Source organism: Paracoccus salipaludis (genome assembly GCF_002287065.1).
Classification (GTDB): Bacteria; Pseudomonadota; Alphaproteobacteria; order Rhodobacterales; family Rhodobacteraceae; genus Paracoccus; species Paracoccus salipaludis.
Genome location: NZ_NSJZ01000014.1, coordinates 53,508 through 75,361 on the forward strand (window position 1 = coordinate 53,508; position 21,854 = coordinate 75,361).

20 protein-coding genes are annotated in these 21,854 nt (G+C 69.6%); 7 read left to right on the top strand and 13 right to left on the bottom strand.

The annotated features are described in order from the left end of the window. Positions 1-113 precede the first annotated feature (113 nt). Genes CK240_RS13755 through CK240_RS13775 form a run of 5 tightly spaced genes read left to right on the top strand, consistent with a single transcriptional unit; the run spans position 114 to position 5,043 of the window. Positions 114-1,895 (top strand): IlvD/Edd family dehydratase, encoded by a 1,782-nt coding sequence (locus CK240_RS13755; protein ID WP_095640914.1) that lies wholly within the window; start codon positions 114-116, stop codon positions 1,893-1,895. 31 nt (positions 1,896-1,926) lie between these two features. Beyond that, a complete protein-coding gene (locus CK240_RS13760; protein ID WP_095640915.1) occupies positions 1,927-2,661 on the top strand; it encodes an SDR family oxidoreductase in 735 nt (244 codons plus the stop codon). Further along, positions 2,661-3,428, top strand: coding sequence for an SDR family oxidoreductase (locus CK240_RS13765; RefSeq protein WP_095640938.1), 768 nt, complete (start codon positions 2,661-2,663; stop codon positions 3,426-3,428). The genes CK240_RS13760 and CK240_RS13765 overlap by 1 nt, the downstream gene beginning before the upstream one ends. Before the next feature lie 11 nt (positions 3,429-3,439). Continuing rightward, a complete protein-coding gene (locus CK240_RS13770; RefSeq protein ID WP_095640916.1) occupies positions 3,440-4,378 on the top strand; it encodes a 2-hydroxyacid dehydrogenase in 939 nt (312 codons plus the stop codon). Continuing rightward, positions 4,378-5,043, top strand: coding sequence for a GntR family transcriptional regulator (locus CK240_RS13775; RefSeq protein ID WP_095640917.1), 666 nt, complete (start codon positions 4,378-4,380; stop codon positions 5,041-5,043). The genes CK240_RS13770 and CK240_RS13775 overlap by 1 nt, the downstream gene beginning before the upstream one ends. Here CK240_RS13775 and CK240_RS13780 read toward each other — a convergent pair. The 5 genes from CK240_RS13780 to CK240_RS13800 form a co-directional block, all read right to left on the bottom strand. Beyond that, positions 5,040-5,951, bottom strand: a complete 912-nt coding sequence (locus CK240_RS13780) for a sugar kinase (protein ID WP_095640918.1) — start codon at positions 5,949-5,951, stop codon at positions 5,040-5,042. The two genes, CK240_RS13775 and CK240_RS13780, sit on opposite strands and share 4 nt — an antisense overlap. A 2-nt stretch (positions 5,952-5,953) precedes the next feature. Continuing rightward, the gene (locus tag CK240_RS13785) at positions 5,954-6,829 is read right to left on the bottom strand and encodes a carbohydrate ABC transporter permease (RefSeq protein ID WP_205957844.1); all 876 of its coding nucleotides are present in this window, start codon (positions 6,827-6,829) and stop codon (positions 5,954-5,956) included. 10 nt (positions 6,830-6,839) lie between these two features. Continuing rightward, a complete protein-coding gene (locus tag CK240_RS13790) occupies positions 6,840-7,775 on the bottom strand; it encodes a carbohydrate ABC transporter permease (RefSeq protein ID WP_095640920.1) in 936 nt (311 codons plus the stop codon). A 52-nt stretch (positions 7,776-7,827) separates the two neighbouring features. Continuing rightward, on the bottom strand, positions 7,828-9,156 hold the full coding sequence (locus CK240_RS13795) for an ABC transporter substrate-binding protein (protein WP_095640921.1): 1,329 nt from the start codon (positions 9,154-9,156) through the stop codon (positions 7,828-7,830). A 64-nt stretch (positions 9,157-9,220) separates the two neighbouring features. Then, the gene (locus tag CK240_RS13800) at positions 9,221-10,279 is read right to left on the bottom strand and encodes an ABC transporter ATP-binding protein (RefSeq protein ID WP_095640922.1); all 1,059 of its coding nucleotides are present in this window, start codon (positions 10,277-10,279) and stop codon (positions 9,221-9,223) included. 289 nt (positions 10,280-10,568) lie between these two features. Here CK240_RS13800 and CK240_RS13805 point away from each other — a divergent pair, with 289 nt between their 5' ends. After that, the gene (locus CK240_RS13805; protein WP_240517426.1) at positions 10,569-12,200 is read left to right on the top strand and encodes an alpha/beta hydrolase; all 1,632 of its coding nucleotides are present in this window, start codon (positions 10,569-10,571) and stop codon (positions 12,198-12,200) included. After that, a complete protein-coding gene (locus tag CK240_RS13810; RefSeq protein ID WP_240517427.1) occupies positions 12,197-13,048 on the top strand; it encodes a dienelactone hydrolase family protein in 852 nt (283 codons plus the stop codon). The genes CK240_RS13805 and CK240_RS13810 overlap by 4 nt, the downstream gene beginning before the upstream one ends. A 69-nt stretch (positions 13,049-13,117) precedes the next feature. Here CK240_RS13810 and CK240_RS13815 read toward each other — a convergent pair whose 3' ends face one another. The 8 genes from CK240_RS13815 to CK240_RS13850 all read right to left on the bottom strand — a co-directional run bounded on the left by CK240_RS13815 (position 13,118) and on the right by CK240_RS13850 (position 21,833). Next, positions 13,118-14,074 (bottom strand): phosphate acyltransferase, encoded by a 957-nt coding sequence (locus CK240_RS13815; protein WP_095640925.1) that lies wholly within the window; start codon positions 14,072-14,074, stop codon positions 13,118-13,120. Between the two features lie 4 nt (positions 14,075-14,078). Then, on the bottom strand, positions 14,079-15,110 hold the full coding sequence (locus CK240_RS13820) for a YeiH family protein (RefSeq protein WP_240517428.1): 1,032 nt from the start codon (positions 15,108-15,110) through the stop codon (positions 14,079-14,081). Positions 15,111-15,227: 117 nt separating this feature from the next. Beyond that, complete coding sequence (gene xsc, locus CK240_RS13825; RefSeq protein ID WP_095640926.1) at positions 15,228-17,009, bottom strand: sulfoacetaldehyde acetyltransferase; 1,782 nt, start codon at positions 17,007-17,009, stop codon at positions 15,228-15,230. 13 nt (positions 17,010-17,022) lie between these two features. Next, positions 17,023-18,411, bottom strand: a complete 1,389-nt coding sequence (locus CK240_RS13830) for an NAD(P)/FAD-dependent oxidoreductase (RefSeq protein ID WP_095640927.1) — start codon at positions 18,409-18,411, stop codon at positions 17,023-17,025. An 11-nt stretch (positions 18,412-18,422) separates the two neighbouring features. Then, a complete protein-coding gene (locus tag CK240_RS13835) occupies positions 18,423-18,821 on the bottom strand; it encodes a nuclear transport factor 2 family protein (RefSeq protein WP_095640928.1) in 399 nt (132 codons plus the stop codon). A 16-nt stretch (positions 18,822-18,837) separates the two neighbouring features. Further along, a complete protein-coding gene (locus CK240_RS13840; protein WP_095640929.1) occupies positions 18,838-20,178 on the bottom strand; it encodes a TRAP transporter large permease in 1,341 nt (446 codons plus the stop codon). Beyond that, positions 20,178-20,729, bottom strand: coding sequence for a TRAP transporter small permease (locus CK240_RS13845; RefSeq protein WP_095640930.1), 552 nt, complete (start codon positions 20,727-20,729; stop codon positions 20,178-20,180). Before CK240_RS13845 ends, CK240_RS13840 begins: the two co-directional genes overlap by 1 nt. Before the next feature lie 96 nt (positions 20,730-20,825). After that, on the bottom strand, positions 20,826-21,833 hold the full coding sequence (locus CK240_RS13850) for a TRAP transporter substrate-binding protein (RefSeq protein WP_095640931.1): 1,008 nt from the start codon (positions 21,831-21,833) through the stop codon (positions 20,826-20,828). Positions 21,834-21,854: the final 21 nt, after the last annotated feature.

Sequence of the window (21,854 nt, forward strand, 5' to 3'; positions counted from 1 at the left end):
CCTCGCTGGGTCATGCGGTGCCGGACGGCCCGCTTTACAGGGCTTTTCGAAATGGTATACCAGAATCATGCCCCGGTAAATCTCAAGGGCGATCCACCAGCCAGGAGACGCTCATGGGGGACACGCGCGCCAACAAACGCTTCCGCAGCCAGGAATGGTTCGACAATCCGAACAACCCGGGCATGACGGCGCTGTATCTGGAACGCTACCAGAACAGCACCTTCACCCGTGAGGAACTGACCTCGGAGCGCCCGATCATCGGCATCGCCCAGACCGGCAGCGACATTTCCCCCTGCAACAAGATCCACGTCTTCCTGATGGACCGGATCAAGGCGGGCATCCGCGACGCGGGCGGCATCCCGATGGAATTTCCGGTCCACCCGATCCAGGAAACCGGCAAGCGGCCGACGGCGGCGCTGGACCGCAACCTCGCCTATCTGAGCCTCGTCGAGGTGCTGCACGGCTATCCCCTCGACGGCGTCGTGCTGACCACCGGCTGCGACAAGACCACGCCTGCGATGCTGATGGGGGCGGCCACCGTGGATCTGCCCGCGATCACGCTGAACGGCGGGCCGATGCTGGACGGCTGGTGGCAGGGCCGCCGCGCGGGGTCCGGCACCATCGTCTGGGAAAGCCGCCGCCTGCTGGCGGAAGGCAAGATCGACTACCCCGAGTTCATCGAGCGCGTCTGCGCCTCGGCCCCTTCGCTTGGGCATTGCAACACCATGGGCACGGCCAGCACCATGAACGCCATGGCCGAGGCGCTGGGCATGTCCCTGCCCGGCTGTTCCGCCATCCCCGCGCCCTTCCGCGAACGGATGAGCATGGCCTATCAGACGGGCCGCCGGATCGTGCAGATGGTGCTGGACGACCTCAAGCCCTCGGACATCCTGACGCGCGAGGCCTTCGAGAACGCGATCCGCGTCAACACCGCCATCGGCGGGTCAACCAACGCGCCCCCGCACCTGCAGGCCATCGCGCGCCACGCGGGGGTGGAGCTGGACGTCAGGGACTGGGAAACCGTCGGCTTCGACCTGCCGCTGCTGGTCAACATGCAGCCCGCCGGGGAGTATCTGGGCGAAAGCTTCTTCCACGCGGGCGGCGTCGCGGCCGTCATGGGCGAGCTGCAGGAGGCGGGCCTTCTGCACGAAGGCGCCATGACCGTCACCGGCAAGCCCGTGGGCCAGAACGTCGCGGGCTGGCGGTCCACCGACCACAAGGTGATCCGCCCCGTGACGCAGCCCATGCGGGAAAAGGCCGGGTTCCTCGTCCTGTCGGGCAACCTGTTCGACAGCGCGCTGATGAAGACCAGCGTGATCTCGAAGGACTTCCACGACCGCTTCCTGTCGGACGACGGCCGCGAAGGCATCCACGAGGCCCGCGCGGTCGTCTTCGAGGGCCCCGAGGATTACCACGACCGCATCAACGACCCCGCGCTGGCGATCGACGAGCATTGCATGCTGTTCATCCGCAACGTGGGCTGCGTGGGCTATCCCGGCTCGGCCGAGGTGGTGAACATGCAGCCGCCGGACGCGGTGCTGAAGGCCGGGATCAGCCACCTGCCCACGGTGGGCGACGGGCGGCAGTCGGGAACCTCGGAAAGCCCCTCGATCCTGAACGCCTCGCCCGAGGCGGTGGTGGGCGGCGGCCTTGCGTTCCTGCAGACGGGCGACCGGGTGCGGCTGGACCTGAACGCGCGCCGGCTGGACGCGCTGGTGGACGAGGCCGAATGGCAGGCCCGGCGCGATGCCTGGACCCCGCCCGAACTGGTCAACCAGACCCCATGGCAGGAGATCTATCGCAAGACCGTGGGCCAGCTTGCGCAGGGCGGCTGCATCGAGCTTGCCACCGCCTACCGCCGCGTGGCGCAGTCGCTGCCGCGCGACAACCACTAGGCGGCACCTCCACAAGACAAAGGGACAGGGCATGGACAAGACCATCCTCATAACCGGGGCCGGCAGCGGCATCGGCCGGGTCACGGCGCGGACCTTCCTGGACGCCGGCTGGCGCGTGGGCCTGATCGGCCGGCGCGAGGACGCACTGCGCGAGACGGCGGGGGACAGCGCGGCGCTGGTCCTGCCCTGCGACGTCTGCGACGCCGACGCGGTGGACGCGGCCTTCGACCGGGCGGTGGCCGAATGGGGCCGGGTGGACGTGCTGTTCAACAACGCGGGCACGGGGCTCGTCCCCCAGACCCCCGACGAGATCCCGGCCGACGAGTTCCGCCGCGTGATCGACGTCAACGTGAACGGCGTCTTCATCTGTGCCCGCGCGGCCTTCCGCGTGATGCGGGCGCAGGACCCGCAGGGCGGGCGGATCATCAACAACGGCTCGGTGTCCGCGCACGCGCCGCGTCCGGGCTCCATCGGCTACACGGCCTCGAAGCACGCGGTGACGGGGATCACGCGCTCAATCAGCCTCGACGGGCGGCCCTTCAACATCGCCTGCGGGCAGATCGACATCGGCAACGCGCTGACCGACATGGCGGTGGCGATGACCAAGGGCGTGCCGCAGGCCGACGGCACGACGCGGGTCGAGCCCGTGATGGACGCGCAGGTGGTGGCCGACACGGTGCTGCACATGGCGTCCCTGCCCGAGGGCGCGAACATCCAGTTCGTCACCGTCATGGCGACCAACATGCCCTTCATCGGGCGCGGATGATGTCGCTGAAGCTCTTCGACCTGACCGGACGGCGGGCGCTGGTCACGGGCTCGTCCCAGGGGATCGGCTTCGCGCTGGCGCGCGGGCTGGCGCAGGCGGGCGCGATGCCGGTGCTGAACGGACGCGACCCGGCGCGGCTGGACGCCGCGGCCGAGGCGCTGCGGGCCGAGGGCTTCGCGGTCGAGACCCTGCCCTTCGACGTGACCGACCACGCCGCCGCCCGCGCGGCGGTGGACCGCTTCGAGGCGGAAACCGGTCCCATCGACATCCTGATCAACAACGCGGGCATCCAGCACCGCGCGCCCCTGGAGGAGTTCCCCGAGGACGCCTTCCAGCGCCTTCTGCAGACCAACGTGGCCAGCGTCTTCAACGTGGCGCAGGCCTGCGCGCGGCACATGATCGCGCGGAAACGCGGGCATATCGTCAACATCTGTTCCGTGCAAAGCGCGCTGGCGCGACCCGGCATCGCGCCCTACACGGCGACCAAGGGGGCGGTGGCGAACCTGACCAAGGGGATGGCCGCCGACTGGGCGCGGCACGGGCTGAACTGCAACGGCCTCGCCCCCGGCTATTTCGACACGCCCCTGAACGCCGCGCTTGTGGCGGACCCCGCCTTCAACGACTGGCTGACGCGCCGCACCCCGGCGGGCCGCTGGGGCCGGGTCGAGGAACTGGTCGGCGCCGCGATCTTCCTGTCCTCGGACGCGGCCTCGTTCGTGAACGGCACCGTCGTCTATGTGGACGGCGGCATCACCGCCTCGCTGTGAAAGGGCTTCCCATGACGGACAGGCTGGTGATCGGCCCTTATGGTGACGCGGCCCGCGCGGCCTGGGCCGAGGACGGCGCGCGGATGCTGGCACGGCTGGAGGATCTGGCCGGCCTTCCCGAAGACGGGCGTGCGGCGGTGCGGGCCCTGGGCTACATGGGCCATGAGCCCCTGGGGGCCGCGCAGATGGACCTGCTGCCGAACCTGCAGGTGATCGCCAATTTCGGCGTGGGCTATGACGCCATCGACGTGGCGGCGGCCAGCGCGCGGGGGATCACGGTCACGAACACGCCCGACGTGCTGAACGACGACGTGGCCGACCTGGCCGTGGGAATGCTGATCGCGCTGAACCGGGGCTTCGAGCCCGCCATCCGTGCGGTGCGCGAGGGCACATGGGCCACGCAGGGTGGCCCGCCGCTGGGCCGGCGCATGTCGGGACGGACGATCGGCATCCTCGGCATGGGCCGGATCGGGCGCGCCATCGCCGACCGGCTGGCCGCTTTCGGCTGCCCCGTCCACTATCAGTCCCGCAGCCCCAAGGACACGCCCGGGGACTGGCGCTTCCACGCCGACCCGGTCGAACTCGCCCGCGCCGTGGACGATCTGGTGATCGCCATCGTCGGCGGCGAGGCCACGCGCGGCATCGTCTCGGCCGAGGTGCTGGCGGCGCTGGGCGCGGACGGCGTGCTGGTCAACGTCGCGCGGGGCTCGGTCATCGACGAGCCCGCCCTGATCGCGGCGCTTGAAGCGGGCCGGCTGCGCGGCGCGGCGCTGGACGTCTTCTGGAACGAGCCGGAGGTGGACCCGCGCCTTGCCCGCGCGCCGAACGTGCTGCCGCTGCCGCATATCGGCTCGGCCACGGTGGAAACGCGCGGCGCCATGCTGGACCTGCAGCGGCGCAACCTTGACGCGGTGCTGGCGGGCCGGCCCGCCCTGACGCCGGTCAACTGATGTCCGACCCCGCGCCCGGGCCCGCGACCTTCCCGGCCGCCATCGCCGCGCGGCTCCGTCGCGAGATCCTGACGGGCGCCCTGCCCCCCGGCAGCCCGGTCAAGGAACGCGACCATGCCGAGCGGCTGGGCGTCAGCCGCACGCCCTTGCGCGAGGCGGTCCGCATCCTGGCGAAGGAGGGCCTTGTCACCCTGCGGCCCCTGCGCAGTCCGCTGGTGGCCGATCCCACGCGCGACGAGGCGCTGGACGAGGTCGCCGTCCTGCGCCAACTGGAACTGTTCGGGGGCGAGCTGGCCTGCCGGAACGCCACGGCCGAGGAGATCGCCGTCATCGCGCGGCTCAGCGAGACGGTCGAGCGCGACCACGCCGGCGGCGACCCGGTCGAGGTCTTCGACCTGGACATGCAGATGCACCGGCTGATCGTGGCGGCGGGCCACAACGCGGCGCTGGCCCGGACCCATGGTGAATACCTTGCGCGCCTGTGGCGCATCCGCTTCATGTCGGCGCGGCAGCGCACGGATGCGGACCGGGTGCTGGCCGATCACCGCGGCATGGTCGCGGCGCTGGCGGCGCGGGATACAGGCGCCATGCGGCGGCACATGGAAAGCCATCTCGACGCGCTGGTGCGCAACGTGGAACGCCACTTCGCCGAAGGTGGCGCCTAGATCTCGACCAGCGCCCCGCGCGCCCCGACCACCCGAAGGGCTATGGCATGCCCGGCGCGGATGGCCTCCTCGACGTCCCGGCCCTGAAGCCGCGCGGCAAGATAGCCGGCATTGAAGCTGTCGCCCGCCGCGGTGGTGTCCACGGGAACAGCACGCTCAAGCCCCTCGACGCAGCCTTGCGCCGGGCCGCCGTAATGGACCGGGCCGCCGCCCGCCTTGACGACGACCTGCGTCGCGCCTGCCGCCAGATAGCGGTCGATGGTGGCCCCGGGCCCCGCATCGCCGAAATGCGCGGCCTCGTCGTCCATGCTGGGCAGGACCAGGTCGGACAGACCGGCAAAGCGCGTGACCTGGTCGCGCATGGTCGCGGCATCCTCCCACAGGCGGGGCCGGATGTTGGGGTCGAAGACGACCTGCGCGCCCCGGTCCCGCGCCTGTCCCAGCGCAAGGGCAAGGGTTTCGCGCCCGGAGGGCGGCAGGATGGCCGCCGTGATCCCCGACAGATAGATCACACGCGCACGGGCGAAGGCGCGCGACAGCTCGTCCGCGTCCTGGGCCAGCCCGCGCGCGGCCGAGGCGCTGCGCCAATAGGTGAAGCTGCGCTCGCCCCGGTCCAGGTCGATGGCGTAAAGCCCGACCTCGCGCCCCGGATCGGTGCCGACGTGGTCGGTGACGATGCCGGCCTGGGCGATGAAATCCACCATCCGGCGGGAAAAGCCGCCCTGCCCGACCCGCGTCAGGTAGCCGACCGCCTGTTCGGGCGGCAGAAGCCTGCGCAGGTACCAGGCCGTGTTCAGCGTATCCCCGGCAAAGCCGAGGTGCCACTGGCCGGGCGTGGCGCTGGCCGACAGTTCGACCATCGCCTCGCCCACCGCCAGGACGGCAAGACCCGCATCCTCAGAACTCATCGCTATTCCTTGACCGCGCCCGTCATCGACGAGACGTAATAATCCACGAAGAAGGAATAGAGAATGACCACGGGAAGCGAGCCCAGCAGCGCCCCGCTCATCAGCGCGCCCCATTCGTAGATGTCGCCGCGCACCAGTTCCGTCAGCACCCCCACCGGCACGGTCTTGTTTTCGGAACTGGAGATGAAGGTCAGCGCATAGATGAACTCGTTCCACGACAGCGTGAAGGCGAAGATCCCGGCCGAGATCAGTCCGGGCACCGCCAGCGGCAGGACGATCTTGGTCAGGATCTGCCAGCGGCTCGCCCCGTCCACCAGCGCGGATTCCTCCAGCTCGTAGGGGATCGACCGGAAATAGCCCATCAGCAGCCAGGTGCAGAAGGGGATCAGGAAGGTCGGATAGGTCAGGATCAGCGCCAGTCGGGAATCGAAGATGCCGACCTGGAAGACGATGAAGGCCAAGGGGATGAACAGGATCGAGGGCGGCACGAGATAGGCCAGGAAGATCATCAACCCCGTGATCCGCGAGCCCTTGAAGCGCAGCCGCTCGATCGCGTAGGCCGCGAAGACCGAGGCCACCAGCGAGATCGTGGTCGAGGCGACCGACACGATGATCGTGTTCCACATCCAGCGCGGATAGGTCGTCTCGAACAGCAGGTAGCGCATGTGCTCAAGCGTCGGGCCGACCACCCAGAAGGGGCTGTGGTTGGCGTAGTCCGTCAGCTGGTTGTCCGGCTTCACCGCCGTGATCGCCATCCAGTAGAACGGGAACAGCAGCACGAAGACAAAGACGAACAGCGGCAGCCAGACGGTCAGGATGCGCCGGGGCAGCGTCTCGTACTGGTCCAGCCCGACCGCGTGATCTTCGGTTTGCGCCATCGCCATGTCCTCAGTCGTTGCCCTGCTGCCAGCGTCGGCGCTGCAGCCCGAAGAAGCTGAACAGGATCGCCGCCAGCAGGAAGGGGATCATCGCCACGGCGATCGCCGCGCCCTCGCCCAGCTGTCCGCCGGGAATGGCGCGCTGGAAGGACAGCGTCGCCATCAGGTGCGTGGCGTTCACCGGGCCGCCGCGCGTCAGGACGTAGATCAGCTGGAAGTCGGTGAAGGTGAACAGCACCGAGAAGGTCATCACCACCGCGATGATCGGGGTCAGCAGCGGCAGCGTGACCTTGGTGAAGCGCTGCCAGCTTGTCGCGCCGTCGATGGCCGCGGCCTCGTTCAGCGACTGCGGGATGGTCTGCAACCCCGCCAGCAGCGAGATCGCCACGAAGGGGATGCCGCGCCAGATGTTGGCTGCGATCACCGACCAGCGCGCGTTCCAGGGATCGCCCAGGAAATTGATGGGCTGGTCGATCACCCCCAGCCGCATCAGCGACCACGAGATGATCGAGAACTGGCTGTCGAAGATCCACCAGAAGGCCATGGCCGACAGCACCGTGGGCACGACCCAGGGCAGCAGGATGACGGCCCGGAAGAAGTTCTTGAACGGCAGGTGCCGGTTCAGCAGCAGCGCCAGCCACAGGCCCAGCGCGAATTTCGCGATCGAGGCGAAGACCGTGTAGAAGATCGTGTTGAACACCGTCAGCCAGAAGACGGGATCGTCGAACAGCCAGCGGTAGTTTTCCAGCCCGATGAAGACGCCGGGCCGCCCGATCTTGCTGTCGGTGAAGCCCAGCCAGACCCCCAGTCCCAGCGGATAGGTCAGGAAGAACAGCAGAAAGACCGCCGCCGGCAGCATGAACAGGAAGCCCAGGCCGTTGCGGCTTTCGGACAGGCGGCCAAGGCGGCGCCTGCGGGGCGCCCGGGTTTCAAGCGTGGCGGTCATGGTCCCTCCGTGCAGGAAAGGGCCGGCGGATGGTGCCGCCGGCCCGGGGGGATCAGCGGTAATAGCGCTGAAGGCGCCGTTCGGCGTTGGCGATGGCGTCCTCGGTCGAGCGCTGGCCGGTCACGGCCTCGGCGAACATGTCCACCAGCACATAGTCGGCCATCGCACCCGCCGAGGCCGGCCCCAGCGGCCCCGCATAGCCGTTCACCCGCAGCGACTCGGACGCCTTGGCATAGGGCGCGTGGATCGGGTTCGAGGTCCAGACGGGGTTCGCCTCGAACTCGCGCAGCGACTGGCAGCAATAGGCGCTGGCAGCCTCGATCCAGCGGTTCATGTTCTCGGAGCGGAACATGAATTCGAGATAGGCCTTGGCCGCGTTCGGGAACTTGCAGTGGCTGAAGATCGAGACGGTCGAGGTCTGCGCCAGCTCGACCGGCTGCCCGACCGGGCCGACCGGCAGGTTCACCGTGCGGATGTCGTCGGCGATCGCCTTCAGCGCGGGGTCCTTCATCGCGGCGTAATACAGCGAAACGCCGTTCGCGGTCAGCGACACCTCTCCGGCCAGGAAGGCGCGGTTGTTGTTGATGTCCAGCCAGCTTTCCGTGCCGGGGATGAAGGTCGCGTAAAGCTGCTTGGCGTATTCGATCGCGGCCGCCGTCTCGGGGCTGTTGATGACGACCTCGCCCGCTTCGTTGACGGTCTGGCCGCCGTGCGACCACAGAAGCCAGTGGGCATAGTTGTTGCCGTCGCCCACCGCCTTGCCATGCGGGAAGCCCGCGGGCGTGCCCTTTTCCTTCAACGCCTGGCAGAGCTTCAGGAACCCTTCGGTGTCGCGCGGAAACTCGTTGAAGCCCGCCGCCTTCACGTGGCTGTCGCGGTAGCAGATCGCGTTGCCGATGGCGCAAAGGGGCGTCGAGATCCACTTGCCGTCCTGCTGGCCATAGGCGGCGAGCCCCTCGTAGAAGCCGCCGTGGCGCTCGGCCAGCATGGTGCAAAGGTCGGTCACCTCCACCAGCTTGTCGGGATACTGGAAGGGGTCGTCGAACCAGCTCATCACCATGTCGGGGCCGGTGCCCACGTTGGCGGCAACGGCGGCCTTGGGCCGCACGTCCTCCCAGCTTTCCTGGTCAATGGTGACGGCCACGCCCGTGGCCTCGGTGAAGGCCTGGGTGTTGGCGTTCCAGGCTTCCTCCTCGCCCTTGACGAAGGGCACCCAGCGCAGCAGGCGCAGGGACGCGCCCTCCTCGGGGGTGAACATGGCGGCGCCGGCGGGGGCCGCGGCCTGGGCGGCGGCGCGGCGGGCGCCGAAGGGGCCGATCAGGGCGCCGGCGGCAGCCATCGCGGCCGTGCCCTTGAGCAGCGTTCTGCGGTCGATGGTCATTCACTCTCCTCCTCTGTCGTCCCCTTGGCGCAGGCTCCTCTTCCGGCGCGGCGGGGTTGTTATGTCAGGCGGTCAGGCGCTGCCCTCCCTCGGCGTCGAACAGGTGGACGGCGGCAGGGTCGATGGCGATGTCCAGCGTCCCGCCCGGCCGCACGTCGATGCGGCTGCGGAACACCCCCGTGATCGGCGTCCCCCCCATGCGGCCGACGACATAGGTTTCCGCGCCCGTGGGCTCGGTGACCTCGACGGTCAGCGGGACGGTGCCGCCAAGCTGCATCGCCTCGGGGCGGACGCCGTAGATCAGGGACTGGCCCTCGCGGGCCCGGCCCGTGTCGCCGACCGGCAGGCGCGAGCCGTCGTCGGCGAGGAACTGTCCGTCCGCGGCCAGCGTGCCGCGGATCATGCTCATGGCCGGGCTGCCGATGAAGCCCGCCACGAACAGGTTCGCGGGCCGGTCGTAAAGCTCCAGCGGCGCGCCGATCTGTTCCACCCGGCCGTCATGCATGACCACGATCTTGTCGGCCATGGTCATGGCCTCGATCTGGTCGTGGGTGACATAGACGGTTGTCGTCTTCAGCCGCTGGTGCAGGTTCTTGATCTCGGTCCGCATGGTGACGCGCAGCTTGGCGTCCAGGTTCGACAAGGGCTCGTCGAACAGGAACACCTGCGGGTCGCGCACGATGGCGCGGCCCATGGCCACGCGCTGGCGCTGGCCGCCCGACAGCATCCGGGGGTAGCGGTCCAGCAGATGCGCGAGCCCCAGGATCTCGGCCGCGGGGCGCACCTTGTCCGCGATCGCCGCGCGCGAGGCCCCCGCCAGCTTCAGCGAGAAGCCCATGTTCTCGGCCACCGTCAGGTGGGGGTAGAGCGCATAGTTCTGGAACACCATGGCGATGTCGCGGTCCTTGGGCGGCAGGTCGTTGACCACGCGCCCGCCGATCAGGATGCGCCCGGCGGTGATATGTTCCAACCCCGCCAGCATCCGCAGCAGCGTGGACTTGCCGCAGCCCGAGGGTCCGACCAGGACGACGAACTCGCCTTCCTCGATGCCGATGTCGATGCCGTGCAGGACCTCGTGCGAGCCATAGGACTTGCGGACGCCGTCCATCGTCACCGAAGCCATGCACACCCCCTCCCAAAGGTATTCATTGCAGGGATGCTAGGCGCGAAGGCTTTCGCGTGGCAAGCGTTTTGTCGGGGCAGATGCATATGCCGGCACTTTCGATCAATGTATACGAAAGGGCCACGGGCCGGTTGACCGCGCCCTGGCGATGGCTGGGCATCAGGGCGGCGCCCGAGGGCGAACCGGCTGGGGCCGCATGATCTTGCGCTGTCATTCCTGCGGAAATCGGGCCAACCTGAATGCCACCGAATCACAGGCGGACCGAATGCAACGCCGGCGACTTCTCCACGTGTCCCTGTTCCCGCTCTGCCTGGGGCTGGCCTTCTTCGCGGCTTCGCTCACGCCCTCGCTGATCCCGCGGGGCTGGCTGGTCCAGGGCGTGCTGGGCGGGCTCGTGGCGGCCCTGGGCTACATGATCGGCCGCTTCCTGGTGACGCTGTGGCGCGCGCTGGGCCTGCCGCGCGTGCGCGGGCGGGTCGCGACGGTCGCGCATCTTCTGGCCGCCGCCCCGGCGCTTGCGCTGCTGGTCTTCTGCCTGGCGCGTGCGCGGGACTGGCAGAACGGCATCCGCAGCCGCATGGGGATGGAGTTGCTCGACAGCGTCGACGTGCCCAACATGGCGGTGGCGGCGCTGCTGGTCTTCACGGCGCTGATGCTGGCGGGGGCGTTGGTGCGCTGGACCTTCGACCGGCTGCGGGCGTGGCTTTACAGGCACATGCCCCGGCGGACGGCCGATGTCTCGGGGCTGCTGCTCGTGACGCTGGCGCTTGCGGTCATCACGCGCGACGGCGTGCTGGACCGCGTGATCCGCGGGCTGGACCAGTCCTATACCACAGCGCAGGAACTGTTCGACACCGCGCCCCCGCCGCCGGACGATGCCCGGGTGCCCGGCAGCGCCGCCTCGGTGATCGACTGGGGGGCGATGGGTCAGCCCGGCCGGAACTTCGTCACGGAGGGACCGGATGCCCGCGCGATCGCCGCCTTCCGGGGAAGCCCGGCCCTGGACCCGATCCGGGTCTATGTGGGTCTGGCCGAGGCCGACAGCGCGCAGGAACGCGCCGATCGCGCCCTGGCCGAGCTGCTGCGCCTTGGCGCCTTTGAACGGAAGGTTCTGATCGTCGCCATGCCGACAGGGACCGGCTGGCTCGATCCGGGCAGCTTCGATGTCGTCGAATACATGCACAACGGCGACATCGCGACGGTGGCGGCGCAGTACTCCTACCTGCAGTCCCCGATGGCGCTGCTGCTGGAAACCCGGGCGGGCCTCGACCAGGCGCGGGCGCTGATCGGCACGATCCACCGCCACTGGCGCAGCCTTCCGCGCGACCGCAGGCCCCGCCTTTACGTTCACGGGCTGAGCCTCGGCGCCTGGGCTTCGATGTACGGCACGGACCTGTTTGCCCTGCTGGACAACCCCATCGCCGGCGCGCTCTGGGCCGGGCCGCCCTTCCCCTCGGCCCGCTGGAACGAGGCCATGGCCGAGCGCAGGCCCGGCAGTCCCTATGTCGCGCCCCAGGTCGGCGCCGGGCGGCTGATCCGCTTTGCCAGCCACACGCAGGACGCGGGCGGCCCCGAGGGCTGGGGCGACATGCGGCTGATGTTCCTGCAGTATTCCAGCGATCCCATTGTCTTCTACGAGCCCGCCTCGTTGTGGCGCGCGCCCGCCTGGATGCGCGAGCCGCCCGCCCCGGACGTCTCGCCCGATCTCAGCTTCACCCCCGTGGTGACGCAGTTCCAGCTTGTCGTGGACATGATCCTGGCCACCAGCGCCCCCGAAGGGCACGGCCATTCCTATTACGCGCGCGACTACATCGGTCCCTGGGTCGCCGTGACGGCCCCCGAGGGCTGGACCCCGGCCGACAGCGCCCGTCTGACCGCCCATTGCGACATGGGATTCCAGCAGGGATGCGACAACGGGTGAAACGGGCGCTGCTGATCGCCGCCGCGCTGGCGGTCCTTGTCCTGGCCGGGCTCGGCGCCAACACGGCGCGCCACTGGGCGGGGCTGGCCGGCTCGTCCGAGGCCGCCGCGCGGCGCCGGGCGGAACTGGCGCCCTTCTGGCGCATCGTGGCGCCGCCCCGGGGCACCGCCGAGGCCGGGGGCGCGGTGCTGCTGTCGGGCTGCGACGGCGTCCACGACAACATGGACTTCTGGGCCGAACGCCTTGCCGCGCGGGGATACCGGGCGCTGATCCTGGACAGCCATCGCCCCCGCGGGCTGGACCGCTTCGAGGCCTGGCGGCTGGTCTGTGCAGGACAGGTGCTGCCCGGCGCCGAGCGGTCGGGCGACCTGGCCGTCGCGCTGGCCGACCCGGCGCTGCCCGCGGGCGGCAGGATCGTGCTGGGAGCCTCGCATGGCGGATGGGCCGCGATGGAGTTCCTGCGCCTCGCCCTGACCCGGCAGGTTCCGCCCGGGCTGGACCGCTGGCCCGCAAGCCCGGCGGACCTGCTGCGCCGTCTGGACGGGGTCATCCTGCTTTATCCCTATTGCGGGCTGCTGAACGGCGCGGACGAGGGCGACTGGACCGCCGCCCCGCCGATCCTGATGGTCCTGGCCGCCGAGGACCAGATCATCAGCACTCCCGCCTGCGAGGATCTGGCGGAGCGCCTGCGCGAGCGGGGCGCGCGGCTCAGGATCGAGGTCCTGCCCGGGGCCGACCATGGCTTCGACCAGCAGGACCACGCCGCCCTGTCGCCCCTCGACTTCGACGCCGCCCTGCGGGACCGCACGGCGCGCGAGGTGGACGCCTTCCTGTCCGGGGCGGAGTAAGGCCGGCAGGATCCGCCGCAACGGCGGTCCCCCGTGGCACAGGCCCCCGGCCCTTTCCGCTGCCTTGCGCTATCGCTGCGCCTGAAGGGTCGTGATGGCGATCGCGGCGGTGATGTCCTGCACGCTGCAGCCGCGCGACAGGTCGTTGGCAGGGCGGGCAAGGCCCTGCAGGATGGGGCCGATGGCGGTCATCCGCCCCAGCCGCTCGGCGATCTTGTAGCCGATGTTGCCCGCCGCAAGGTCGGGGAAGACAAGGACGTTGGGTGCGCCGCGCAGCGGGCTGTCGGGCGCCTTGCGGGCGCGGATCGCCTCGTCGAGGGCGGCGTCGAACTGCAGTTCGCCGTCCACGAGAAGGTCGGGCGCTTCTGCGCGGATCAGCTCAAGCGCGGCGCGGATGCGGTCGAGCTTGGGGTGGCTGGCCGAACCCGCCGTCGAGAAGGACAGAAGCGCCACCCGCGGCTCCTCGGCCAGCAGCTGGCGGCAGGATCGCGCGGCGGCGATCGCGATGCCCGCGAGTTCCTCGGCCGAGGGGTCCACCACCAGCCCGCAGTCGGAAAAGATCATGCCGCCCCGCAGCGCGGTGCCCGGCGCGCAGCCCAGCATTAGGAAGAAGCTCGACACCAGCCGCGCGTCACCGGCCTTGCCGATGATCTGCAGCGCGGCGCGCACGGTGTCGGCGGTGGTGGCGACCGCGCCCCCCACGGTGCCGCAGGCCAGCCCCGACCGCACTCGCATCGCCGCCTGCTGGATGGGGTCCAGCATGGCGGCGCGCGCGGCCTCGGGCGTGGCGCCCCTGGCGCGGCGCAGCGCCAGCCAGGCCTCGGCGAGCTGCTCGAACTCGGGTGCCTCGGCGGGGTCAAGCCGCGTGGCGCCGGGCGCGTCCCCGCCCATCAGGGTGATGCGGGCCAGCCCCTCGCCCGCGGCAATGGCGGCGGCCTCGCGCACGCGGGGGTCCTGACCCTCGGGCAGGATGACATGGGCGGGCCGCGCCCGGGCGGCGTCGTAGATACGGTCAAGCAGTCTCATGATCTCATCCCAGCAGATGCAGCCCGGCCATGACCCAGCCGCCCAGGAACAGCGTTTCCAGCACCAGCAGCGCGATCGCCCCCGCGCCCACCTCAAGCATCCGCGCAAGCGAGGTCTTGATTCCGACGGCGGCGATGGCGACCAGCAGGCACCAGCGCGACAGGTCGCCCGCAAGCGCCGCGATCCCGGCCGGAACCAGCCCCAGCGAGTTCAGCGCCGCCAGCGCCAGAAACCCCAGAACGAAGCCGGGCAGCAGCGGCGGGCGCGCGCCTTCGGCCGGACCGGCCAGCCCGCGGGCGCGGATGATCACGGAAAAGGCCAGCACCACCGGCGCCAGCATCGACACCCGGATCAGCTTGACCAGCGTTGCGGTCTCGCCCGCCTCGGGACTGATCGAGAAACCCGCCCCCACGACCTGCGCCACGTCGTGGATGGTGCCGCCCAGGAACACCCCGGCCTTGTGGTCGTCATGGCCCAGCCAGCCCGTCAGCATCGGGTAGATCACCATCGCCACCGTGGACAGCACCGTCACCGACAGCACCGTGAAGACGAGATCGCGTTCGGAGCGCTCGTGCCGGGGCAGGACGGCCGCGATCGCCATCGCGGCCGAGGCCCCGCAGATCGCGACCGCGCCCCCGGTCAGCAGCGCAAAGCGCCACCTGCGCCCGAAAAGCCGCGCGACCGCCAGCGCGAACAGGATCGTGGCCACCACGCCGGCCACCACCAGCAGCACCAGCGGCCAGCCCAGGCGCGCCAGCATCTCGACCGAGATGCGCGCGCCCAGCAGCGCCACGCCCAGCCGCAGCACGGTGCGCGCCGTCATCGAGATGCCGGGAGCGGTCTTCGCTCCCTCCTCGGCCAGGAAGTTCAGCGCCAGCCCCAGAAGCAGCGCCATCAGCATCGCCGGGGCGCCGTAATGCTCGGACAGGAACTGCGCGGTCGCGGCCACCAGCGCCGAGACCGCGAAGCCCGGAAAGAGCTCGCGCAGGCGGGAAAGCAACGGGACCGAAAGCTGCGAGGTCATCACCACCACCATGGCATCCTTTCATCGAGCAGGCGGCATCCATGCGCCGGCCGCAAGGCCGGTCGCGGGTTCGGGCGTCTTCGTGCGGGACGGAAACCCCGGGCGCGCCAGGACGCCCGGGGGCGCGTTTCAGGCGGGAACCCGCTGGGGACGCATGTCGGCGGGGTCGATGCCCGCCACGGGCACGGGCTTCTTCATCGCGTCGCGGCGGAAGGGCTCGCCCAGTTCCTGGTTCAGCAGCACCTCGATGAAGGTGGTCTTGCGCTCCTTCATCTGCCGCTCGACCGCCTCGTGCAGCGCCGCCGTCAGCTCGGCGGGGCTGCGCACCACCACGCCTTCCAGCCCGCAGGCCCGCGCGATCCCGGCATAGGAGGTGTCGCGGTCCAGTTCGGTGCCCACGAAGTTGTTGTCATACCACAGCGTCGTGTTCCGCTTCTCGGCGCCCCACTGGTAGTTGCGGAAGATCACCATGGTGATCGCCGGCCAGTCGTCGCGCCCGCAGGCGGTCATCTCGTTCATCGAGATGCCGAAGGCGCCGTCGCCCGCAAAGCCGATCACGGGCGTGCCGGGGTTGCCGATCTTGGCGCCCAGAATGGCCGGGAAGCCGTAGCCGCAGGGTCCGAAAAGACCCGGCGCCAGATACTTCCGCCCCGCCTCGAAGGACGGGTAGGCGTTGCCGATGGCGCAGTTGTTGCCGATGTCGGAGCTGACAACGGCGTCGCGCGGCACCGCCTGCATGATCGCCCGCCAGGCCTGGCGCGGGCTCATCAGCCCGGCGTCGCGCGCCCGCGCCTCCTCGTTCCAGCGGGTGCCGGGGTCGTCCTCCTCGTGATCCAGCGAGGACAGCTCCTGCGCCCAGCGCGACCGGGTCCGGGCGATGCGGTCGCGCCGCGCCTGGCGGCCCTCGTCGCCGGCCTCGGGCGAAAGCTGCGCCAGGATCGCGCGCGCGACCTTGGCCGCGTCGCCCTGGATGCCCACCGTCACCTTCTTGGTCAGGCCGATCCGGTCGGGGTTGATGTCGACCTGGATGATCTTCGCATCCTTGGGCCAGTAGTCGATCCCGTAGCCCGGCAGGGTCGAGAAGGGATTGAGCCGTGTCCCCAGCGCCAGCACCACGTCGGCGTCGCGGATCAGCTCCATCGCCGCCTTGGACCCGTTGTAGCCCAGGGGGCCCACCGCCAGCGGATGGCTGCCGGGGAAGCTGTCGTTGTGCTGGTAGTTCGAGGCGACCGGCGCATCCAGCCGCTCGGCCAGCCGCACGAGGTCGGGGATCGCGCCCGACAGGACCACGCCCGCGCCCGACAGGATCACAGGGTTCTTCGCGTCCGACAGCAGCCGCGCCGCCTCGGCCACCGCCGCCTCGCCGCCCGCCGGGCGCTCGAAGGCCACCACCTGCGGCAGGTCCACGTCGATCACCTGGGTCCAGAAGTCGCGCGGGATGTTGATCTGTGCGGGCGCGCTGTTGCGCCAGGCCTGCATGATCACCCGGTTCAGGACCTCGGGGATGCGCGAAGGATCGCGCACCTCCTCCTGGTAGGCCACGCAGTCGGCGAACAGCCGCATCTGCTCCATCTCCTGGAAGCCGCCCTGGCCGATGGTGCGGTTGGCCGCCTGGGGCGTGACCAGCAGCAGCGGCGTGTGGTTCCAGTAGGCGGTCTTGACGGGCGTCACGAACCCCGTCACCCCCGGCCCGTTCTGTGCGATCGCCATCGACATCCTGCCCGTCGAGCGCGTGAACCCGTCCGCCATCAGCCCTGCGTTCGTTTCGTGCGCGCAGTCCCAGAAGGTGATCCCCGCCTTCGGAAACAGGTCCGACACCGGCATCATCGCCGAGCCGATGATGCCGAATGCATGCTCGATCCCATGCATCTGCAGAACCTTGACGAAGGCCTCCTCGGTCGTCATCCGCATTGAAGTCTCTCCTTTACTGGCGTTCGTCGCGATAGTGATAAAGCTGGTAGAGGCCCCACTGCCCCAACCGGCGGAAGGGCGTCTTCCACCCCTCGTGCTTCAGTTCGCTGCCGAAGATCGGCAGGTCGGGCAGCCGGACCCCGGCGGCCAGCTGCGCCATGCGCCGCCCGGCCATCGCGGAATACATGACCCCGTTGCCGCCGTAGCCCAGCGCGTAATAGGCGCCCGGCAGGTCGGGCAGGCCGGTGATGCGCGGCATCATGTCGTGGCTGACATCGACCCAGCCCCACCAGCTGAAATCCAGCTCGATCCCGCGCAGGACGGGGAACTTGCGGGCGAGGCCCTCGCGCAGCCCGGCCAGGTGACGGGCGTTGGCCGCGTCGCGTCCCGTGATCGCGGCGCGCGAGCCGATCTGAAGGCGGTTGTCGGGCAGCAGGCGATAGTAATGGCGCAGCGTCCGGGTGTCGGTCAGGGGCGAGCCGACCTTGGCGCCCACCTCGGCCAGTTCGGCCCCGGTCAGGACGCGGGTGACGACGCTGTTCGACATGATCGGCAGCAGGCGGTCGCGCAGGCGGGCGTGCAGCCCGCGCGGCGCATAGCCCGCCGTCGCCACCGCCACCTTCCGGGCCCGCACGGTGCCCCCCGGCGTGCGCAGGTGGTGGCGGCCGTCCCGGTAGACCCAGCCTTCCACGGGGCTGTCGGTGTGCACCTTCGCGCCAAGTTCGCGGGCCAGGCGGCAATAGCCGAAGGCCAGCCTGGCGGCATGGATGCCGACCCCGTCGGGTTCGAACATGGCGCCCTGCGCCTCGTGGTCGCGGATGACCTCGGCCATGACCTCGTCGCGCGACATCATCTTCGCGCCATAGCCGAACCTGTCGCGCAGCAGCTCGGCCTCCCTGGCCATGCCGGGCACGACCGAGGCCTTGTGCGCGATGTAGTAATGACCACCGTCCTGCGGGTCGCAGTCGATGCCATGGTCGCGGATCTGGCTGCGCCAGTAGTCGAAGGCTTCCAACATCTCGCCGTGCAGGCGGCGGGCCACGTCCAGGCCCCAGCGCTCGATCCACTGGCTGCGCTTGAGCCGGCCGGCCGAGAACTGCGCCTGGCCGCCGTTGCGGGTGGAACAGCCATAGGCGGTGCCGTGGGCTTCCAGGACCACCGGCTGCATCCCGTGGTCGCGGGCCAGGGCGATGGCGCAGTTCAGGCCGGTGTAGCCCGATCCGATCACGGCCACCTCGACATCCATGTCGCCGGTCACCGGGCCGTCGTCCTCGGGCGGCTGGCCGGCGGTGGCGATCCAGTAGGTCGGGGCATAGTCGCTGCCCCGGCCCAGCGTCCGCGCGGTCAGCGGGTCGTAATGCGCGTCATAGGCCGCCGATCCGCGCAAGGGTCTGGTCTGCATGGTCGGGCCCTTCACTTCGCGGGAATGGCGGGCCGCTGCTTGCGCATCGCCTGCTTCTCGACGATCTGCCCGTCGCGGATGCGGAACAGGTCGGCGCCCTGCACCTCGGTCCGGGTGCCGTCCGGGTTGGTGGCGCGGAAGGTCCACTGGCTGACGCCGCGGGTGCCGTCCTCGGACAGGAAATGCTCGTGGTCGGCCCATTGCACGTCGGGCATCGCGGTCCAGACGCCGGTGAAGGCGCGGGCGATGGCGTCGCGGCCCTCGACCTTGTTTCCGTATTCGTTGTCACCCGCCACGGTGCAGAACACGCAGTCGGGGGCGAAGTGGGTCATCACGCCGTCGATGTCGTGGCGGTTGAAGGCGTCGAAGGTGGCCTTCAGGTCCTCGGCGGTCAGCTTCCTGGGGGTCATGGGGTCGGTCCTTTCGTCAATAGCCCAGCGCGCGCGGCAGCCACAGCGCGATGGGGGGGAAGGCGGCGATCAGGGCGATGGCGGCGGCCAGCGCCAGCATGAAGGGGATCGCCCGGGCCGCGATCACCTCGTAGTCGAGCTTCGAGATGCCCGAGGCGATGAACAGGTTCTCGCCCAAGGGCGGGGTGATGAAGCCCACCGACAGGGTGCAGATCATCACGATGCCGAAGTGGATCGGGTCGATGCCGACGCTGTAGGCCACGGGCAGCATCACCGGGACCAGGATCATGATCGCGGCCAGCGTTTCCATGAACATGCCCACGATCAGCAGGAAGGCGATGATGATGGCCCAGATCGCGACCTTGCTGGTGGTCAGCGACAGCAGGCCGTCGGCCAGATGCGCGGGGATCTGGTTTTCCACAAGGATGCGGCCGAAGATCGTCGCGGTGAACAGCACCAGCAGAACGCGGCCCGTCAGCCAGGTCGTCGCCTCGAGCGCGTTGAAGATCGCGCGCAGGTCGATCTCGCGGTAGATCACGATCCCCACGAACAGCGTGTAGAAGATCGCCACGATCGCGGCCTCGGTGGGCGTGAAGAAGCCCGCGTAGATGCCGCCCAGGATCACCAGGGGCGCCAGCACCGACCAGAAGCCTTGATAAAACGCCAGCCCGATCCGGCGCGCCGAAAGCGGCTCGGTCCCGCCCCAGTAGCCGGCGCGGCGGGCGCGGAAGTAGTTGGCGACCAGCAGCGCAAAGGCCATCAGGAAGCCCGGCAGGAAGCCCGCGATGAACAGCTTGCTGATCGAGACAGTCTGGAAGGGGCCGAACTTCTCGATCGCCTCGGGCGGGGCCTGCAGGCCCATGGCCGAGATGCCGAAGATCACCATGGGGATCGAGGGCGGAATGACGATCCCGAGCCCCCCCGCGCTGGCCGTCACGGCCGCGCCGTAGGACTTGGCATAGCCCGCCCGCGCCATGGCCGGGATCATCAGCATCCCGACGGCGGCGGTGGTGGCGGGGCCCGAGCCCGAGATGGCGCCGAAGAACACGCAGGCGATGATCGTCGCGGCCGAGATGCCGCCGGTGAAGGGCCCGGCCAGGCTTTCCGCCACGGTGATGAGGCGGCGCGAGATGCCCGCGGCTTCCATCAGCGCGCCCGCCAGGATGAAGGACGGCAGCGCCATCAGGGGGAAGGACCCCACCGAGGACCAGGCCATCTGCACCATCTTGATCGGGTTGTCGCCCAGGTACCACATGGTCGCCAGCGCCGAGACGCCCAGGCCGACCGAGATCGGCGCCCCGATCAGCAGCAGGATGGCCAGGGTCCCGAACAGGACCTGGATGATCGCGGTATCCATCAGGCGGCCCTCCGGGGTGCGAGTTCCTGTTCGGCAAGCTGGAGTTCGGAGTCGATCACGACCTCGTCGGGGTCGCGCGGGTCCAGGCCCAGGACCAGCTTCATGTAGTTGACCTGCAGGATGCGGACCGTCATCAGCGCGAAGGCCACGACCATGGGCGCCATCACCCATTTCATGGGCCAGCCCAGTGTCTGCGCCTTCACGAAGGGCTTCAGCGCGCCGATGTACCGGATCGCGAACCAGATGAAGACGAGGTTGAACATCACCCAGAAGGCGTCGCCCAAGGCCTCGACCACCCGGCCCGTGGATCGCGGCAGCATCCTGATGTGGAACGTCACCCGGTTGTGCGCCGACATGCGCGCGGCGTAGCTGGCCCCGAAATAGGCGAACCAGACGAACAGGATGACCGACAGCTCCTCGATCCAGGTGATCGAGGTGCCGAAGACTTGCCGGGCGACGATCTGGACGAACAGCAGCGTCACGAAGACGGCCAGCAGCGCCCGGCAGATGTAGCTTTCGATATGGTCGAGGTGCTGCCAGACGGCACGCATGATCCATCCTCCGACGTGATGCGGATGCTCGGGAAAAAAGCGCGGCGGCCGCTGCCGGGCGGTGCGCGCCGCCGCGAGGGGGGAGGAATTGAGAACTTACGTGGCAGGGCGGCCCAGCGCGGCCAGGGCGCGGTCAAGCACCTCCTTGCCGCCGATGCTGTCGGTGAACCTGGGCCAGACCTTGCCGGTCGCCAATTCGATGAACTGCGCCTCGCCGTCCGCGGGATCGGCGATCTGCATCCCGCGCGCCGCCAGTTCGTCGCGGATCCTGGCCTCCTCGGCCTTCAGGAACGCGCTGGAGGCCTGGGTCGCCTCTTTCCCGGCCGCGACCAGCTGCTGCTGTTCCTCGGGGGAAAGAGACTGGAACAACTGCTCGGACACGACCAGCGGCTCGATCGAGAAGATGGAGCGGATGTTCGTGACGTGCTTCTGGACCTCGTCGAAGTTCATCGCATGGATGGTCATGTAGGGGTTGTCCTGACCGTCCACGACGCCCTGCTGCAGGGCCGCGAAGGTTTCCGACCAGGCCATGGGCGTCGGGTCCACGCCCCAAGCCTTGTAGGTTTCGATCATGATCTCGTTCTTGGGCACGCGGATCACCAAGCCCTTGAGGTCCTCGGGGGTCTGGACGGGCCGCTTCGAGTTGGTCAGCACCCGGAAGCCCGAATAACCCCAGCCGAGGATGCGCACGCCCGCGTCCTCGATCGTGCGGTCGACCAGCGACTGGCCGATCTCGCCCTGGGTCAGCGTCTCGGCGTCCTGCTGGGACATGATGACATAGGGCATGGTCAGCACGCCCACGGTCGGCGAGAAGGGCGTGATGTTGTTGATGGCCAGGATCGAGAAATCCAGCGTGCCGGTCGCGGCGGCGGTAACGGTGTCCTGCTCGTCCCCGAGCTGGCCGTTCAGGAACAGCTTGGCCGTATGGGCGCCGCCGGTCTGCTTTTCCAGCGCGGCGATGAAGGCGCGGCCCAAGGCTTCCTGCGTGCCGCCGGCGCCGTCGCCGACCGCGATCCTGAAGTCCTTGGCGGCGGCGGGCAGCGCAGCGGCGACGGCCAGCGCGCAGACGGCCGCGCCGTGGCGCAGGATGGATGCGAGGGTCATTCGGTAACTCCCTGTCAAGAG

Bases quoted from the DNA above. Each gene is read 5' to 3' on its own strand.
- CK240_RS13835 (WP_095640928.1), bottom strand. From the start codon at position 18,821: ATGACCCCCAGGAAGCTGACCGCCGAGGACCTGAAGGCCACCTTCGAC.
- CK240_RS13775 (WP_095640917.1), top strand. From the start codon at position 4,378: ATGTCCGACCCCGCGCCCGGGCCCGCGACCTTCCCGGCCGCCATCGCC.
- CK240_RS13770 (WP_095640916.1), top strand. From the start codon at position 3,440: ATGACGGACAGGCTGGTGATCGGCCCTTATGGTGACGCGGCCCGCGCG.
- CK240_RS13795 (WP_095640921.1), bottom strand. From the start codon at position 9,156: ATGACCATCGACCGCAGAACGCTGCTCAAGGGCACGGCCGCGATGGCT.
- CK240_RS13840 (WP_095640929.1), bottom strand. From the start codon at position 20,178: ATGGATACCGCGATCATCCAGGTCCTGTTCGGGACCCTGGCCATCCTG.
- CK240_RS13815 (WP_095640925.1), bottom strand. From the start codon at position 14,074: ATGAGACTGCTTGACCGTATCTACGACGCCGCCCGGGCGCGGCCCGCC.
- CK240_RS13785 (WP_205957844.1), bottom strand. From the start codon at position 6,829: ATGGCGCAAACCGAAGATCACGCGGTCGGGCTGGACCAGTACGAGACG.
- CK240_RS13830 (WP_095640927.1), bottom strand. From the start codon at position 18,411: ATGCAGACCAGACCCTTGCGCGGATCGGCGGCCTATGACGCGCATTAC.
- CK240_RS13780 (WP_095640918.1), bottom strand. From the start codon at position 5,951: ATGAGTTCTGAGGATGCGGGTCTTGCCGTCCTGGCGGTGGGCGAGGCG.
- CK240_RS13820 (WP_240517428.1), bottom strand. From the start codon at position 15,110: ATGGTGGTGGTGATGACCTCGCAGCTTTCGGTCCCGTTGCTTTCCCGC.
- CK240_RS13760 (WP_095640915.1), top strand. From the start codon at position 1,927: ATGGACAAGACCATCCTCATAACCGGGGCCGGCAGCGGCATCGGCCGG.
- CK240_RS13800 (WP_095640922.1), bottom strand. From the start codon at position 10,279: ATGGCTTCGGTGACGATGGACGGCGTCCGCAAGTCCTATGGCTCGCAC.
- CK240_RS13755 (WP_095640914.1), top strand. From the start codon at position 114: ATGGGGGACACGCGCGCCAACAAACGCTTCCGCAGCCAGGAATGGTTC.
- CK240_RS13850 (WP_095640931.1), bottom strand. From the start codon at position 21,833: ATGACCCTCGCATCCATCCTGCGCCACGGCGCGGCCGTCTGCGCGCTG.
- CK240_RS13765 (WP_095640938.1), top strand. From the start codon at position 2,661: ATGTCGCTGAAGCTCTTCGACCTGACCGGACGGCGGGCGCTGGTCACG.
- CK240_RS13845 (WP_095640930.1), bottom strand. From the start codon at position 20,729: ATGCGTGCCGTCTGGCAGCACCTCGACCATATCGAAAGCTACATCTGC.
- CK240_RS13790 (WP_095640920.1), bottom strand. From the start codon at position 7,775: ATGACCGCCACGCTTGAAACCCGGGCGCCCCGCAGGCGCCGCCTTGGC.
- xsc (WP_095640926.1), bottom strand. From the start codon at position 17,009: ATGCGGATGACGACCGAGGAGGCCTTCGTCAAGGTTCTGCAGATGCAT.